This window comes from Streptomyces sp. NPDC002835 (genome assembly GCF_053591995.1).
Genome location: NZ_JBSFUW010000006.1, coordinates 165,085 through 180,991 on the forward strand (window position 1 = coordinate 165,085; position 15,907 = coordinate 180,991).

The 15,907-nt window shown below is 71.8% G+C and carries 17 protein-coding genes; 9 read left to right on the plus strand and 8 right to left on the minus strand.

What is annotated here, in order from left to right; genetic code table 11:
* From ACWD01_RS09130 to ACWD01_RS09150, 5 genes are all read right to left on the minus strand, one after another.
* On the minus strand, positions 1-693 hold the full coding sequence (locus ACWD01_RS09130; RefSeq protein WP_451159681.1) for a B3/B4 domain-containing protein: 693 nt from the start codon (positions 691-693) through the stop codon (positions 1-3).
* Positions 694-714: 21 nt separating this feature from the next.
* The gene (locus ACWD01_RS09135; protein WP_451159683.1) at positions 715-1,290 is read right to left on the minus strand and encodes a transglutaminase-like domain-containing protein; all 576 of its coding nucleotides are present in this window, start codon (positions 1,288-1,290) and stop codon (positions 715-717) included.
* Between the two features lie 75 nt (positions 1,291-1,365).
* Positions 1,366-2,427 (minus strand): threonine aldolase family protein, encoded by a 1,062-nt coding sequence (locus ACWD01_RS09140; RefSeq protein ID WP_451159870.1) that lies wholly within the window; start codon positions 2,425-2,427, stop codon positions 1,366-1,368.
* The gene (locus tag ACWD01_RS09145; RefSeq protein ID WP_451159685.1) at positions 2,424-3,179 is read right to left on the minus strand and encodes an SDR family NAD(P)-dependent oxidoreductase; all 756 of its coding nucleotides are present in this window, start codon (positions 3,177-3,179) and stop codon (positions 2,424-2,426) included. Before ACWD01_RS09145 ends, ACWD01_RS09140 begins: the two co-directional genes overlap by 4 nt.
* A gap of 26 nt (positions 3,180-3,205) precedes the next feature.
* A complete protein-coding gene (locus tag ACWD01_RS09150; RefSeq protein ID WP_451159687.1) occupies positions 3,206-4,603 on the minus strand; it encodes a DUF6421 family protein in 1,398 nt (465 codons plus the stop codon).
* A 385-nt stretch (positions 4,604-4,988) separates the two neighbouring features.
* Here ACWD01_RS09150 and ACWD01_RS09155 point away from each other — a divergent pair, with 385 nt between their 5' ends.
* Complete coding sequence (locus tag ACWD01_RS09155; RefSeq protein WP_451159689.1) at positions 4,989-5,672, plus strand: glycerophosphodiester phosphodiesterase; 684 nt, start codon at positions 4,989-4,991, stop codon at positions 5,670-5,672.
* 63 nt (positions 5,673-5,735) lie between these two features.
* Here ACWD01_RS09155 and ACWD01_RS09160 read toward each other — a convergent pair whose 3' ends face one another.
* Positions 5,736-6,293: a GNAT family N-acetyltransferase gene (locus ACWD01_RS09160; protein WP_451159691.1), complete on the minus strand. Its 558-nt coding sequence runs from the start codon at positions 6,291-6,293 to the stop codon at positions 5,736-5,738.
* 194 nt (positions 6,294-6,487) lie between these two features.
* On the opposite strand from ACWD01_RS09160, the gene ACWD01_RS09165 reads away from it, so the two are divergent.
* The 5 genes from ACWD01_RS09165 to ACWD01_RS09185 all read left to right on the plus strand — a co-directional run bounded on the left by ACWD01_RS09165 (position 6,488) and on the right by ACWD01_RS09185 (position 10,381).
* Positions 6,488-7,051, plus strand: coding sequence for a DUF5134 domain-containing protein (locus tag ACWD01_RS09165; protein WP_451159693.1), 564 nt, complete (start codon positions 6,488-6,490; stop codon positions 7,049-7,051).
* A 114-nt stretch (positions 7,052-7,165) separates the two neighbouring features.
* Positions 7,166-8,101 (plus strand): M56 family metallopeptidase, encoded by a 936-nt coding sequence (locus ACWD01_RS09170; protein ID WP_451159695.1) that lies wholly within the window; start codon positions 7,166-7,168, stop codon positions 8,099-8,101.
* Between the two features lie 28 nt (positions 8,102-8,129).
* Positions 8,130-8,852, plus strand: coding sequence for a phosphatase PAP2 family protein (locus ACWD01_RS09175; RefSeq protein ID WP_451159697.1), 723 nt, complete (start codon positions 8,130-8,132; stop codon positions 8,850-8,852).
* Between the two features lie 25 nt (positions 8,853-8,877).
* Complete coding sequence (locus ACWD01_RS09180; RefSeq protein ID WP_451159872.1) at positions 8,878-9,582, plus strand: HAD family hydrolase; 705 nt, start codon at positions 8,878-8,880, stop codon at positions 9,580-9,582.
* 148 nt (positions 9,583-9,730) lie between these two features.
* On the plus strand, positions 9,731-10,381 hold the full coding sequence (locus ACWD01_RS09185) for a TetR/AcrR family transcriptional regulator (RefSeq protein WP_451159699.1): 651 nt from the start codon (positions 9,731-9,733) through the stop codon (positions 10,379-10,381).
* Here the strand turns inward: ACWD01_RS09185 and ACWD01_RS09190 are convergent.
* Positions 10,360-11,880: an LVIVD repeat-containing protein gene (locus ACWD01_RS09190; protein ID WP_451159701.1), complete on the minus strand. Its 1,521-nt coding sequence runs from the start codon at positions 11,878-11,880 to the stop codon at positions 10,360-10,362. The two genes, ACWD01_RS09185 and ACWD01_RS09190, sit on opposite strands and share 22 nt — an antisense overlap.
* Positions 11,881-12,058: 178 nt before the next feature.
* Here ACWD01_RS09190 and ACWD01_RS09195 point away from each other — a divergent pair, with 178 nt between their 5' ends.
* Complete coding sequence (locus ACWD01_RS09195; protein WP_451159703.1) at positions 12,059-12,715, plus strand: DUF305 domain-containing protein; 657 nt, start codon at positions 12,059-12,061, stop codon at positions 12,713-12,715.
* Positions 12,716-12,845: 130 nt separating this feature from the next.
* Positions 12,846-14,225, plus strand: coding sequence for an FAD-dependent oxidoreductase (locus tag ACWD01_RS09200; RefSeq protein WP_451159705.1), 1,380 nt, complete (start codon positions 12,846-12,848; stop codon positions 14,223-14,225).
* A gap of 28 nt (positions 14,226-14,253) precedes the next feature.
* Here ACWD01_RS09200 and ACWD01_RS09205 read toward each other — a convergent pair whose 3' ends face one another.
* Positions 14,254-14,604, minus strand: coding sequence for an ArsR/SmtB family transcription factor (locus ACWD01_RS09205; RefSeq protein ID WP_451159707.1), 351 nt, complete (start codon positions 14,602-14,604; stop codon positions 14,254-14,256).
* Between the two features lie 133 nt (positions 14,605-14,737).
* Between ACWD01_RS09205 and ACWD01_RS09210 the strand changes: the two genes are divergently transcribed.
* Positions 14,738-15,817 carry an NADH:flavin oxidoreductase/NADH oxidase gene (locus ACWD01_RS09210; protein ID WP_451159709.1) on the plus strand — a complete coding sequence of 360 codons (1,080 nt, stop codon included), beginning with the start codon at positions 14,738-14,740 and terminating at the stop codon, positions 15,815-15,817.
* The last annotated feature ends 90 nt before the right edge of the window (positions 15,818-15,907 follow it).

Genomic DNA, 15,907 nt, shown 5'->3' on the forward strand with positions numbered 1-15,907 from the left:
CTACCGCGGGTCGTGGACGGTGATCCGCGCCCCGGGGCTCAGCTTCTCCAGCGTTTCGGCGAGTTCGGCGGCTGCGGCCCCGAGCTCGCCGTCCGCTGTCGGGCCCATGCCCTCCAGCAGGAACAGGGCGTTCACGGACGCCTCGGTGAGCCGGGTGCGTACGCCCTGGCGCCAGTTCCAGCGCCGGCAGGTGACGCCTTCGTCGTCGCGCCAGACGACCTCACCGGCCTCCGGATGCTCGACGGCCTCCTCGCCGCCCGCCATGGTGGCGAACGGCTCGTCGCCCGTGGCCCGTACCAGCCGCATACCGCCCTTGATGCGGTCGGTGTCCTCGCCGCCGACGGGGATCAGTTGCGCCACGCTCACGGCGTTGTAGAGGTCGACCAGGAGGTTGATCCGGGGCAGTCCGCCGTCGGCGAGCGCGCGGCGGGCGAGCGCCTCCGCCGAGTTGCGGGTACGGGACGGCTTGGCGCCGAAGGCGGTGTACGCCTCGCGCCAGGCGACCATGTGGGGGTCCTCGTGCGGCGCGCGTCCGCCGAGGCGGGCCGCGAGCCGGCGGGCGGCGTCGTCGAGCAGCACGGAACTGTCCTCGGTGCTGGGGCCGTTGACGAGCCCGTGCGCCTCCACGGCGACATGGCTGAAGCCGGGCGCGAGGGCTCGCACCTCGTCGGACACGGTGAGCTGAAGAGTCATCGTCTTCTTGCCTCGAACTGTTCAGAGTGCGGTCGGAAGCGTCTCCCACAGGCGCGCGCGGTCGGGGGCCTGTCGAAGGGCCCGTAGAACCACGGGGTGAGGTGCATCATAGAGTACCGGATAGTCCATCTCACTGGACTCCGGATCGGGCACCCATGCCAGGCGTTCGCCGTCGAGGGAGAACCGCGCGTCGACGCCGGGTTCGCCGCCCCTCGGGTCCTGCCGGTGCCAGGCGCCGCGGAGGCGTACGGCGACCAGGCCGTGCACCACTCCACCCAGCCGCTGGTAGCAGAGAGCGGTCGGGATGTCCTCGGCGCGCAGCAGGGCGGCGAGGGCGTGGGACTTGGCGTAGCAGATCCCGGTGCGGTGTTCGAGCACGTCGGAGGCGCGCCAGGTCACCCGCGACTCGCCCGTGTCGTGCGAGTGCGGGACTGCGTCGCGGACGAACTCGTAGGCGGTCCGGGCGTATACATATGAATCCGAGGACCGCCGGGCCAGCTCGCGCGCCACCTCGCGCACCAGTGGATGCCGGTGGTCCACGGCTTCGTCGGCCGCCAGGTAGGCGGACAGGTCAGGGTTCTGCTGGATGAGCTCCATGAGTCGCGAGCATAGGAATGCGACCGGCCGCCGGTCAATGACTTTACGGTCGATCGCATACCTATACAGGAACGGCTAGCGCGCCATCTCCTCCTTGAGCGCCTGGACGAAGGAGTCCACGTCCTCCTCCGTGGTGTCGAACGCGCACATCCAGCGCACGTCGCCGGCCGCCTCGTCCCAGAAGTAGAACCGGAACCGCTTCTGCAGCCGCTCGGTCACGTCGTGCGGCAACCGGGCGAAGATGGCGTTGGCCTGTACGGGATACAGGATCTCGACGCCGTCGACCGTGCGCACACCGTCCGCGAGGCGCTGGGCCATCGCGTTGGAGTGACGGGCGTTGCGCAGCCACAGGTCCTTGGCGAGCAGCGCCTCCAACTGCACGGAGACGAAACGCATCTTGGACGCGAGCTGCATCGAGAGCTTGCGCAGATGCTTCATGTGGCTGACGGCGTCCGGGTTCAGGACGACGACCGCCTCGCCGAAGAGCATGCCGTTCTTCGTGCCGCCGAAGGTGATCAGATCGACGCCGACGGCGTTGGTGAAGGCCCGCATCGGGACGTTCAGCGAGGCCGCGGCGTTGGCTATCCGGGCGCCGTCGAGGTGAACCTTCATCCCGTGGGAGTGTGCGTGCTCGGTGATGGCACGGACCTCGTCCACGGTGTACACGGTGCCGAGTTCGGTGTTCTGGGTGATCGACACGACCTGCGGCATGGCCCGGTGCTCGTCGTCCCAGCCGAACGCCTGCCGGTCGATGAGCTCGGGGGTGAGCTTTCCGTCCGGCGTCGGCACGGTGAGCAGCTTGAGCCCGCCCATCCGCTCCGGGGCGCCGCCCTCGTCGACGTTGATGTGCGCCGACTCCGCGCAGATCACGGCGCCCCAGCGGTCGGTGAGCGCCTGGAGCGCGGTCACGTTGGCGCCGGTGCCGTTGAAGACCGGGAACGCCTCCGCCGTGGGGCCGAAGTGGCTGTGCATGAGGCGCTGGAGGTGGTCGGTGTACTCGTCCTCGCCGTAGGCGACCTGGTGGCCGCCGTTGGCGAGGGCGAGCGCCGCGAGGACCTCCGGGTGGGCTCCCGCGTAGTTGTCGCTGGCGAACCCGCGCACGGACGGGTCGTGGTGGCGCCGGGCGTCGGTCTTCACGGTTTGGGGGTCAGCCACAGACGCTGTCCATTCACTTCCGGGGCGGGCCGGTCCCAGACTCCGGCGATGGCCTCGGCCAGTTCCGTCACGTCGGTGAAACCCGCGAACTTCGCATTGGGGCGCTCGGCGCGCATGGCGTCGTGCACCAGTGCCTTGACGACCAGGATGGCAGCCGCGCTCGTCGGGCCCTGCTCGCTCCCCGCCTTGCGGAAGGCGTCGGCCATCGCGAGGGTCCATGCCTCCGCGGCGGCCTTCGAGGCGGAGTACGCGGCGTTGCCCGCGGTCGGCTTGCTGGCGCCGGCGGCGCTGATCAGCAGGTACCGGCCCTTGTCGCTGCGCTGCAGCCCCTCGTAGAAGGCCAGCGAGGTGTGCTGGACGGTACGGATCAGCAGCTTCTCCAGCAGGGTCCAGTCGGCGGGGTCGGTCTCGGCGAACGAGGCGCTGCCGCGCCAGCCGCCCACCAGGTGGACCAGCCCGTCGATCCGGCCGAACTCCTTCTCCGTCTTGTCGGCCCACTCGCGGGCCGCGCCCAGGTCGAGCAGGTCGACGGTGTCGCCGGTGACCGTGGCCCCGCCGTGCGCGTACCGGGCGGCGTCCACGGCCTCTGCGAGCCGCTGCGGGTCCGCGTCGGAGGCGACCACGACGGCACCCGCCTCCGCCAGCCTGAGCAGGGTGGCGCGGCCGGCCGGGCCGGCCGCGCCGGCGACCGCGATCACTGCGCCCTCCAGGGCGCCGCTGCCGTTGCTCTTCATGGTCGTAGCCTCCTGGATGCGAGAGCTCACGCGGCAGCTCCGGGAGCGGAAGCGGCGGTGATCCCCTTGGTCGAGGCGATCACGTTCTTCAGCTTCTTGGAGAGCGCCTCATAGAACATGCTCAGCGGAAATTCGTCCGGAAGCACATCGTCCACGAGTTTGCGCGGCGGCTGGGTCAGGTCGAGGGCGTCGGGGCCCTTGGCCCAGCGCGACCCCGGGTGCGGGGCGAGGTAGGTGGAGACCAGTTCGTACGCGGCGAACCAGTGGACCAGCTTGGGGCGGTCGATGCCGTCGCGGTAGAGCTGCTCGATCTCGCCGCAGAGCTGGTTGGTGACCTGCGGGGCACGGTCCCAGTCGATCTTCAGGGTGTTGTCGGTCCAGCGGACCACGTCGTGCTTGTGCAGGTACGCGAAGAGCAGCTGGCCGCCGAGGCCGTCGTAGTTGCGGACCCGGTCGCCCGAGACGGGGAAGCGGAACATCCGGTCGAAGAGCACCGCGTACTGCACGTCACGGCCGTGCGGGTTGCCCTCGGCCTCCAGCTTCACGGCCTCCTTGAAGGCGGTGAGGTCGCAGCGCAGCTCCTCCAGGCCGTACATCCAGAACGGCTGGCGCTGCTTGATCATGAACGGGTCGAAGGGCAGGTCGCCGTGGCTGTGGGTGCGGTCGTGGACCATGTCCCACAGGACGAACGCCTGCTCGCAGCGCTTCTGGTCGGCGACCATCTCGCGGATGTCGTCGGGCAGCTCCAGGCCGAGGACGCTCACGGCCTCCTCGGTGACGGCGCGGAAGCGGGCCGCCTCGCGGTCGCAGAAGATGCCGCCCCAGGTGAAGCGCTCGGGTGCCTCGCGCACGGCGATGGTCTCGGGGAAGAGCACCGCGGAGTGGGTGTCGTACCCGGCGGTGAAGTCCTCGAAGGTGATGCCGCAGAACAGCGGGTTGTCGTACCGGGTGCGCTCGAGCTCGGAGAGCCACTCGGGCCACACCATCTTGAGGACGACCGCCTCCAGATTGCGGTCCGGGTTCCCGTTCTGCGTGTACATCGGGAAGACGGCCAGGTGCTGCAGTCCGTCGGCGCGGCCGGCGGCCGGCTGGAAGGCGAGCAGCGAGTCCAGGAAGTCGGGCACCTCGAAGCCTGCGTCCGCCCACTTGCGCAGGTCGGCCGTCAGGGCCCGGTGGTAGGCCGCGTCGTGCGGCAGCAGCGGAGAGAGGTCGTTGACCGCGCCGATCACCCGGTCCACCGCGGCCTCGGCCGCGGAGCGGTCGGGCGCGCCCTCCGCCTCGAAGTCGATCGAGCCGTCCTTGGACTGCCAGGGACGGATCTCCTCGACGGCGTTCTTGAGCAGGGGCCAGCTTGGGTGGTCGACCACTCGGTCGGCGCTGGATATGCCCCCTGCGGCCATGTCCTGCACAAGAATTTCCGTCATGTCACTTCCTCCACGGGAGAACCTCGCGTTCTGACACCGTATCCATGCCCACTTCTCCGCCACAAGTGGCACCGTGAGAAATTTTCCTGCGAAAGCCCCATGATCGCCGCAGTTTTTACGGCGCAGCGTGCCCGTCGCGGCCGCTTCGGTGTGTTCGACGCACTGACGGGCCTCCCCGCGTCAAGCCGTCGCGGGACACGCCCACCCTCGGGTGACGCGGTCGGCGCCCGCACGGTCCGGGGGCCGGTGACCACCTCGGTGCACGGCTTTCAGGACACCCTGCGCGGGGGCGGTTCCCTCTTCCGGAGCGGCCGTTAGGCTGCGTCGTTACCGCCGGTGCCGAGGCTGCGCCGCGGGAGCCGCCGTCGACGGAAGCGAGAGAATCTTGTCTTTCCTCACCATCGGTCATCGCGGGGTCATGGGCGTCGAGCCGGAGAACACTCTGCGTTCCTTCGTCCGCGCCGAGCAGTCCGGCATGGACGCCATCGAACTCGATCTGCATCTGAGCAAGGACGGCGCGCTCGCCGTCATGCACGACGCCGAGGTGGACCGTACGACCGACGGCAAAGGCCCGATCGCCGAGAAGACGCTCGCCGAGCTGCGCCAGCTCGACGCGGGCGGCGGCGAGCGGGTGCCGGTGTTCGAGGAGGTCCTCGACGCGGTGCGCTCCCCGCTCCAGGCGGAGATCAAGGACGTGGCCGCGGCGCGCGCGCTGGCCGAGGTGATGCGCCGGCGCGATCTGGTGCCGCGCGTCGAGGTGTCGTCCTTCCACGACGAGGCGATCGCCGAGATCTCCGCGCTGGTGCCGGGTGTGCGCACGGTGCTGATCGCCAGCCGCTGGGGCGCCGACGTCGTGGACCGGGCGAAGGCCGTGGGCGCCCACAGCCTGGCGCTGAACATCCGCCGGCTGACGCTGGAGACCGTGGAGCACGCGCACGCGGAGGGCCTGGGGGTGATCGGCTGGGTCGTCAACACACAGGACCATCTGCGGCTGGTGCGCGCCCTCGCGCTCGACGGCGCGACCACCGACTACCCCGAGATCCGGCGCACCGGCCGCTTCACGGCCTGACGGCCGTGGTAGGCACCACCGCACGGCCCTTGCGCCGGGAGGGGCCTCGGCTCGCGGCCACCCTCAGACGAGGTCCTTCACCAGCAGCTCGAAGGCGAGATCGTCGCGCTGCGGGAGGCCGAAGCGCTCGTCGCCGTACGGGAACGGAGTCATCCGGCCCGTACGGCGGTACCCGCGGCGCTCGTACCAGGCGATCAGGTCCTCGCGCACCGAGATGACCGTCATGTGCATCTGCGTCACGCCCCACGTCTCACGGACGCTGCGCTCCGCCTCCGCGATGATCCGGCGGCCCAGGCCCACGCCCTGGAGTCCGGGGCGCACCGCGAACATGCCGAAGTAGGCGGCCTCGCCCCGGTGCTCGAGCTGGCAGCAGGCGACGATCTCGCCGTCCCGCTCGACGGCCATCAGCCTGCTGCCGGGGGTGGCGATGACGTCGAGCACGCCCTGCGGATCGGTGCGCTGCCCTTCGAGGATGTCCGCCTCCGTGGTCCAGCCCTCGCGGCTGGAGTCGCCGCGGTACGCAGACTCGATCAGCGCGACGAGGGCCTCGACGTCGGACTGGGCCGCGTCGCGGTAGGTCAGGGTCGTCTCGCCGGAGTCCTGGGGCGGGGCGGTGTCCATCGGAGGGTCTCCGTTCCACGGGGTTCGTCGCCCCGAGACTAACGCGGCCGCCCGGGGGCGCTCGGCCCGGATCGGGGTGTGCGGCCCGCACCTCCCCGCGCTCCCCCGGTACTCCCGTGCGCTCGCGTACGGGGCCGGGCGGCGGGCATCGACTCCTCGACGGACCCCGCACACCGGCCGAGGGGAGATACGCCGTGCACGGACCTGCGACGTCCGGCTGGCTGCTCATGGTGCTGTGCGCCGCCACCGGGGCGTACTGCCTGGTGCGGATGGACCGTTGTTCGGGACAGGCCAGACACGCGGCCGGCGGCGAGGCGCTGATGGGGTTCGGCATGGCCGCGATGGCCGTGCCCGCCGCCGTGTTCACCCCGCCGCCGTGGCACTGGGCGGTGTACGCGGCGGTCTTCGGCGCGGCCGCGCTGCGCGCCGCGTGGCCGGTCCGGCACTGCGGCCGCCACGCGCACCACGTCGTCGGCTGCCTCACGATGGTCTACATGGCGGCGGCGATGGCCTCCGACGGCGGGTACGGGGCACATGCCGGCGGGGGCGTGCCGCTGCTCACCGGCGCGCTGTTCCTCTACTTCACCGGGTACGCGCTCCGCTCCGGCACCCGGCTGACACCGCTCGCGGCCTCCGGCGGCGGGACGGTCACCGTCGGGACGGGCCCCGCGCCGACGGCGACCGCGGGAGCCGAGTTGATGCCGGCGTGCCGAGTCTCGATGGCGATCGCCATGCTCGCGATGCTGCTCACGCTCTGAACCGGCCGGAACCCGACGAGACCGGCCGGGCGGCCCCGTACGGCGCCGTGGCGTGCGTCACTTGGAGTGCGCGGCCATACCCGCAGGTAGCCTCGCGCTCATAGGCTGCTGTCCATGATGGTCTCGCTCGCGCTGCTGATGCTCGGCGCACTGGCCGCCGTCGCCGCACCGCGCCTCGTGGCGCGTGCCGACTGGCCGGAGCGCGAGCCCGTCGTCGCCCTCTGGGTGTGGCAGTGCGTGGTCGCCGCCGTGCTGCTGTCGTTCGCGCTGTCCATGACCTTCAGCGCCGCCGCGACCTGGCAGTTCGTGCGGTCGCACGTCTTCGCCTCCGCGCCGCACGGTGTCGCGGAGGCGTACGCGCTGGGGCCGGGTGGACCGTGGTCGGCCGCGCTCGCGGTGATCCTGGCGTGCGGCGGACTGTGGACCGGGGCCAAGCTGGCGCAGGAGATCCACCGGGCGCACGCCCTGCGCAGGCGCCGGCGCGCCGAGCTGCTGGTGCGTTCCCCCCTGATGCCGGACGAGGTGCCCGGCAGCGAGCCCCTGGTCGTGCTGGAGGGTGAGCGCCCCGACGCCTGGTGGCTCCCGGGTGCGGCTCCGCAACTGGTGGTCACCACCGCCGCGTTGCGCCGCCTGAAGGGCCGTCAGCTCGATGCGGTGCTGGCCCACGAGCAGGGCCACGCGGCGGCCAGGCACGACTGGCTGCTGCACTGCTCCGCGGCGCTGGCGGGCGGCTTTCCGCGGATCCCGGTGTTCGCTGCGTTCCGCGACGAGATGCACCGACTGGTCGAGCTGGCGGCGGACGACGTCGCCTCACGGCGCTTCGGCCGGCTGACGACCGCGCTGGCGCTGGTCGAACTGAACGAGGAGCGCGGGGTGTTCGGGCCGTGCCCCACGCCCGATGCCGAACTTCCGCAGCGCGTCAACCGGCTGCTGTCGCCCGTCCCCCGGCTCACCCCGGCGCGCCGGCTGCGCCTGACGGCGGCGGCGGCCCTGGTGCCGGTGGTGCCGCTGCTGGTGGCGTTCGTCCCGGGACTGCGCGCGCTGGGATAGCCGTACGGCCATGGGACAGGATCTCTCCATGGCTTCCCCCCACTCCGCAAAGACCGCCGGCTCCCGTCGCGGGAAGGACGACCACCACCGCGCCCCGCACGCTGCCGGAGCGGCCGCGGCGCCCGCCCACGGCTGCGCCGTGCTGGCCGCCCTCACCGCGCTGCTGCTGGTACCGGTCGTCCTCGCGTGGCCCCCGCTGATGGCCTTCGACCGGGCGGTCGTGGCGGAGTTGCACGCCTCCGCGGTGACCGAACCGACGTTCACTCAGGTCAACCGGGTGCTGACCGACTGGGTGTGGGACCCGTGGACGATGCGGCTGCTCTCCGCGGCGGCCGCCGGATGGCTCTGGCTGTGCAAGGAGCGTCTCCTCGCCGTGTGGGTGGCGGTGGTCACGGCTGCCGGCACGGGCCTCCAACAGGCCGTGAAGGCGCTCGTGGGGCGCGAGCGGCCCAGGTGGCCGGACCCGGTCGACTCGGCAAACTACGCGGCCTTCCCGTCCGGTCACGCGATGTCGGCCGTGGTCACCTGCGGGCTGCTGCTCTGGCTCCTGCGGCGGCACGGCGTGGCGGGCCGGGCGTGGGCGTGGTGCGTGGCGCTCGCGGGCGTCTGCGTGGCCGGGGTCGGGTTCACCCGGATCTATCTGGGGGTGCACTGGCCCTCCGACGTGGTCGGCGGCTGGCTCCTCGGGGGGTGCGTCGTCGCGCTCGCCGTGGCCTCGTACCGGCGCGCGGCCTTGCCCCGCGGCGACTGAACGGCCCAAGATCGGGGCCATGACGATCAAGACGGTCCTGTTCGACTTCTCCGGGACGCTCTTCCGTGTCGAATCCACGCACGACTGGCTCCGTGCGGTGCTGCGCGAGCGCGGGCCGTCCGTGACCGAGGGGGAACTGGCCGAGTGGGCGAAGGGCCTGGCGGCGGCCGGAGCACTGCCGGGCGGACCCGCGCCACAGCGGATACCGGAGCGGATCGCGGAGCTGTGGCCGGTGCGCGACATGGACATGGAGCGGCACCGGGCGGCGTACACGGGTCTGGCCCGCGAGGTACCGCTGCCCGACGAGGGCCTGTACGACGCGCTCTACGACCGCCATATGACGCCGACGGCCTGGAGCCCCTACCCGGACGCGGCGCCGGTGCTGCGCGGTCTGCGCGAACGGGGCATCGGTGTCGGCGTCGTCAGCAACATCGGCTGGGACCTGCGGCCGGTCTTCCGCGACCACGGCCTGGACGAACTGGTCGACACGTACACCCTGTCGTTCGAGCACGGCGTGCAGAAGCCGGACACGCGGCTGTTCCGGTCGGCGTGCGAAGGGCTGGGGAGCGACCCGCGGGAGGCGCTGATGGTGGGCGACGACCGCCGGGCCGACGGCGGGGCCGCCGGGCTGGGCTGCGCCGTCCACTTCGTGGACCATCTGCCGGTCCACGAGCGGCCCGCGGGGCTGCTGCCGGTGCTCGAACTCGTCGACCGCGAGCCCGCGCCGTAGCAGAATCGAACCAGGACGAAGCCACCCGGACCGGACGATCCCCCGCGTCGCCCGGTCCGGGCAGCAACCCGACGACCCGGCCCCGGGGGCCGGGCGGCGGGACGCGCTGAGTATATTGGCCAAGAGCCAGTCAACGCAGGAGTCAAGCATGTCCCCGCGAAGCGCATCGGTCAATGAAGAGCTTCGTCGGCGTTCTCGTGAGCGGCTCCTGCAGGCGACGGTGGAGCTGGTCGACGAGCGCGGCTACGAGGCGACAACACTCGGTGACATCGCCGACCGGGCGGGGTCCGCCCGCGGCCTGGTCTCGTACTACTTCCCCGGCAAACGGCAGCTCCTCCAGTCGGCCGTGCACCGGCTGATGCACCGGACGCTCGAAGCGGCGCTGGAGCGTGAACCGCGTACCGAGGACGGCCGTGAACTGCTGGCCCGGGCCATCGACGCGATCCTCGGCCTGGCGGACGACCACCCGATACTGATGCGCACGCACATGGCGGGCATCCTCCAGGCCGACGGTTTCGTGCAGTGCCCCGAGCAGCAGCGGCTCGCCGCCCTGCTGCGCGGGACGCTGGAGCGCTACGGGTCACGCGACATCGACACCGAGTACCCGCTGCTGCGGGCACTGCTCATGGGCGCCGTCTTCGCCGCGCTGCTGCCCGGTGTGCCGATGCCGCGCGGACGGCTGCGCGCCGAGCTGTTCCAGCGCTACGGGCTGGACTGGGAGCTCGGTGTCCCGCCGGGCGGCCTTGCGCCCGGCGGAGCACCTGGGCCCATTCCGGATCAGTCGTCGAAGCGGCCGTGACGGTCGAAGTAGTCCGGCTGCGTCTGCACGTTGAGCTCGTGCATCCGCACCCGCTCGCCGGCGTCGGTGCGCCGGTCGTCGATCTTCAGGACGTCGAAGCCCTTGGCGATGTCGTTGGAGTAGATGTAGCCGTTGTAGTAGTACGCGGACCAGGAACCGCCGATGGAGATGGTGGTGTCGCTCAGCGGGCCGCGCTCGAAGTAGGCGATCTCCTTCGGCTCTGCGGAGTCGGTGAAGTCCCAGACCGAGACACCGCCCTGGTACCAGGCCTGGACCATGATGTCGCGGCCCTTGACCGGGATCAGCGAGCCGTTGTGGGCGACGCAGTTCTCGGTGTCCGCCTGGTGGCGCGGGATCTTGTAGTAGCTGCGGAAGACCAGCTCGCGGTTCTTCCCCTTGCCGGTGATGTCGTAGATGCCGTCGGCTCCGCGGTTCGGACCGATCGCGGCGTTGCAGGTCGCCGCGCCGCCGCCACCGAGCTCGTCGGTGAAGACGACCTTGTTCGCCCTCTGGTTGAAGGTGGCCGAGTGCCAGAACGCGAAGTTGACGTTGTCCTGGACACGGTCGATGACCTTCGGCCGCTCCGGGTCCTTGATGTCGAAGAGGATGCCGTCACCCATGCAGGCGCCGGCGGCCAGGTCCTTGGACGGCAGCACGGTGATGTCGTGGCAGCCGGTGGTCTTGGAGACGCCCGGGTTGGTGGGCGCGCCGGGGTTGCCGCCGCCGTCGGGGCCCTCGCCGGGGAAGAGCACCGGGAAGTTCACGACCGCCGACTTCTGGGGCGCCTTGCGCGGCACCTTGATGACGGAGATCCCGTCGTGCGGCGGCCGGCAGTCGGGGAACGCGGCGTTCGGCGAGTACGACGAGACGTACACGTAGACGTTCCGGCGCTCCGGGACCAGCGTGTGCGTGTGCGAGCCGCAGGCCGTCTCGACCGAGGCGACGTACTTCGGGTTGCGCTTGTCGCTGATGTCGAAGATCTTCATGCCCTCCCAGGACGACTTCTCCGTCGCCGGCTGGGTGGTGCTGTTGCAGGAGTCGTCGCTCCGCGAGGAGTCGGTGGACAGGAAGAGCAGGTCGCCGGAGACGCTGATGTCGTTCTGCGACCCCGGGCACAGGACCTGCGAGACGGTCCTGGGCCGCTCCGGGTCGCTGACGTCGAAGATGCGGAAGCCGTCGTAGTTGCCCGCGAAGGCGTACCGGCCCTGGAACGCGAGGTCGGAGTTGAGGCCGGCGAGCACGTCCTTCGGGACGTTCGCCACGTGCTCGATGTTGTCGCTGTGGACGGCCTCGTCCACAGCGGGTATCTCGCCGCTCCGGATCGCCGCCCTCGTCTCGGCCGCCTGGTCCGAAGAGACCTTCTCCCGCACGGGGGCGTCACCGGGATCGGGAACGGCGGCCGCCGGTCCGGCCGCCAGCATCGTGGCGAGCAGTCCGGCCGCGGCGACTGCGACACCCAGTCGTCTGCGCCGTACTCGGGTGGTGTGCAACAGGATCACTGCGTCCTCCCCTGATTTCCGTTCGTGGTTGAACGGTTCACGGACCCCGGCAGTATGTTGCCTAGCATGCACATCTCAACAGATGGCAACCGGGCCGAAATCCAGGTTTCTGATCAGCGACACCTGCGCAGTAACTGAAAGCAGCCGTAGGACAGTTCCCCGCCCCCAGGAGGTCCCTGTGCCGAACCGCCCCCGGACCGTGCGCATACGCGGCTGTGCCGCGGTCGCGGCGGCCGTACTGGCCCTCGGCGCCTGCGAGTCGGGGCCGGACGGCCCCGACAAGGCGGACGGCGCCGCGGGTCCTTCCGTGCTCGCACCGGGGAAGCCGGGCGAGCCGGCCCGGACGCTGTCCGCGGAGGAGGCGGCGAAGGCCGTGCCCGACGACAGCCCCAACTCGGCGGACTTCGGCTATGCGCGGATGATGATCGAACACCATGAGCAGGCGCTCGTGATGACCGCCCTCGTCCCGGAGCGCGCCGAATCCGCGCAGGTGAAACGGCTCGCGGAGCGCATAGCCGCGGCGCAGCGGCCCGAGATCGACGCGATGCGCGGCTGGCTGACGAACAACGGCGGCGACAAGGGGACGGGCGGGCACGGCCACGACCACGGCGCGATGCCGGGGATGGCCACCGACGCGCAGCTGAAGCAGCTGCGCGCGGCCGACGGCAGGGCGTTCGACGAGCTCTTCCTCAAGCTCATGATCACGCACCACCAGGGGGCGGTCACCATGGCCGCCGAGGTCCTCTCCGACGGGAACAACGTCCAGGTCGAGGAGATGGCCAACGACGTGATCGCGCAGCAGACCGCCGAGATCGGCCGGATGCGCGACATGTAGGGCCCGGCGGGCACGCCGGAACAGGCCGGCCCACCGGGACACGCCGGAACAGGCCGGCCGGGGCGGGAGGCTCCCCAGCGGGGCGCCGCGGTGCGATGCTGGAGGTCCCCCTGCGGGAAGGAGCGCGCCCGTGCTTCGCATCGCCGTCGTCGGATCGGGACCCAGCGGGGTCTACGCCGCCCAGGCCCTGGTGGGACAGTCAGCCGTGCCCGACGTCCGGGTGCACATCCTTGACCGGCTCCCCTGCCCGTACGGGCTCGTGCGCTACGGGGTGGCCCCCGACCACGAGAAGATCAAGTCGCTGCAGAACAACCTGCGCACGGTGCTCGAGGATGACCGGATCGAGTTCCTGGGGAACGTCGAGGTGGGCGCGCGGGGCCTCGGTCCGGGGCGGCTGCTGGAGCTGTACCACGCGGTGATCTACTGCGTGGGCGCCGCCAGGGACCGCAGGCTCGGCATCCCGGGCGAGGACCTGCCCGGCAGCCACTCGGCCACCGACTTCGTCTCCTGGTACAGCGCCCACCCCGACGCCGCGCCGGACGCCTTCGCGCTCGGCGCGCGGACGGCCGTCGTCATCGGCGTGGGCAATGTGGCGGTGGACGTGGCCCGCATCCTCGCGCGCGGCGCGGACGAGCTGCGCGGCACGGACGTGCCGGAGGGCGCGCTCGGGGCGCTCGCGGCCAGCCGGGTGCGCGATGTGCACATGGTGGGCCGGCGGGGCCCGTCGGGCGCCAAGTTCACCACCAAGGAGCTGCGCGAGCTCGGCGCCCTGCCCTCGGCGGACGTCCTGGTGGAACCGGCCGACCTCGCGCTGGAGAGCGCGTACGCCGATCCGGCGGCGGTGCCCGCTCTCGTACGGCGCAACCTCACCGTCGTACGCGAATGGGCCGCCCGGCCGCCGCAGGGCCGGCCGCGCCGGCTGCATGTGCGCTTCTTCCTGCGGCCGGTGGAGCTGCTGGAGCGCGACGGCCGGGTCGGCGGGGTCCGCTTCGAGCGGACGGCGCCGGACGGCACCGGCGGGGTCCGCGGCACCGGCGCGTACGAGGACATCGAGGCGCAGTTGGTGCTGCGGGCGGTGGGCTACCGGGGCGTGCCGATGAAGGGGCTGCCCTTCGACGCCGAGCGCGGGATCGTGCCGAACACGGCGGGCCGGGTGCTGCGGGACGGGGCCTCCTCGCCCGGTGAGTACGTGGCGGGATGGATCAAGCGGGGGCCGAACGGGGTGATCGGCACCAACCGGCCGTGCGCCAAGGAGACCGTGAACTCGCTGCTGGCGGACGCCGCCGCGCTGGGGCGGCGGCAGGTGGCCGCGGACCCCGAGGCCGAACTGCGCGCCGCGGGGCACCGGCCGGTGCGGTGGCGGGGCTGGCTCGCGATCGAGGAGGCGGAAGCGGCGCTGGGGCACACACTGGGCCGGCCGCGCGTGAAGATCCCGGACTGGGCGGGGCTGCTGGGCGCGGCGCAGGGCGCGGGCGGGCCGAGTGACGGCCCGGACGAGGGCGGGCGCTGACCGCTCGCAGCAGGCCGGACTCGGGGGGTCAGCCGTCGGTGCGCCGGTGCTCCTGGCTGTCCGCGGCCTCGAGCACCCGGTCGAGCAGGCCGGGGAAGAGCGCGTCCAGGTCCTCCCGGCGCAGGCCGTTCATCTTGGCGGTGCCCTGGTAGGTCTGGCGGATCACGCCGTTCTCGCGCAGCACCCGGAAGTGGTGGGTGGTCGTCGACTTGGTGACGGGCAGCTCGACCTCGGAACAGCTCAGGTCCGCGTCGGCGGCGGCGAGTTCGCGGACGACGCGCAGCCGCATCGGGTCGGCCAGGGCGTGGAGGACGTGCTCCAGCCGGATCTCGTCACGGGCCGGGTGGGCGAGCACTCGGGGGCTGGTCACGGTGGTCACGACGGCTCCGCTTCGTCCGGGGAGACCCATGGTACCTCTTGTAGTTTCACACTCATCGTAGTTTGACAGGCTCCGTACTACGATGGTTATCGTATGAACGCGCAAGCCGGTCCGGTACCGAATGGAGCCCGTCGTGAGTGCCTTGTTCCAGCCCCTTGAGCTGCGGTCGCTGACCGTTCCCAACCGCGTCTGGATGGCGCCGATGTGCCAGTACAGCGCAGAGGTCTTCGGCCCCGGTGCGGGGGTGGCGGGCGACTGGCACTTCGCCCACTACGCCGCGCGCGCCACCGGCGGCACCGGGCTGATCCTCCTCGAGGCGAGCGCGGTGAGCCCCGAGGGGCGCATCTCCCCCGCCGACCTCGGACTGTGGAACGACACCCAGACCGCCGCCCTCCGCCGCATCACCGCGTTCCTGGAGAGCCAGGGCACCGTGCCGGGAATCCAGCTCGCCCACGCCGGCCGCAAGGCGTCCACCGGCCTGCCCTGGCAGGGCGGCGCACCGGTGGGCCCCGAGGAGCACGGCTGGCAGCCGCTCGGGCCCAGCGCGATCCCCTTCGACTCGCGGCACCCCGTGCCCGACGAGCTGACGCGGGACCAGATCGGGGAGATCGCGCGGCAGTTCGCGGACGCGGCCCGCCGCGCGCTGGACGCCGGCTTCAAGGTCGCGGAGGTGCACGGCGCCCACGGTTATCTGATCGGCGAGTTCCTGTCGCCCCACAGCAACCACCGCACCGACGAGTACGGCGGCTCCTTCGACAACCGGGTGCGTTTCGCCCTGGAGGTCGTGGACGCGGTGCGCGCGGTATGGCCCGACGAGCTGCCGCTGTTCTTCCGGATCTCCGCCACCGACTGGCTGGACGAGGGCGGCTGGACGCCGGACGACACCGTCCGTCTGGCGCCGCTGCTGAAGGCGCACGGGGTGGACCTGCTCGACGTCTCCACCGGCGGCAACGCGGCCGGCGTGCGGATCCCGACCGGGCCCGGCTACCAGGTACCGTTCGCCGCCCGCGTCAAGGCGGAGACGGATCTGCCGGTGGCCGCGGTCGGGATGATCACCGAGCCGCGGCAGGCGACGAAGATCCTCGAGAACGGTGAGGCCGACGCCGTGCTGCTCGGCCGTGAGCTGCTGCGCGACCCGTTCTGGGCCCGCCGCGCCGCACGTGCGCTCGGCGGCGACGTACGAGTGCCGCCGCAGTACGACCGCTCGGTCTGAGCGCCTCCTCCCGGCGCCACCGATGAGTTCCGGCCCGGCGGCAGGTCTGCACTCCCGTCGCCGGGCCGGGTCGCGCGCAGAGCGTCCTGC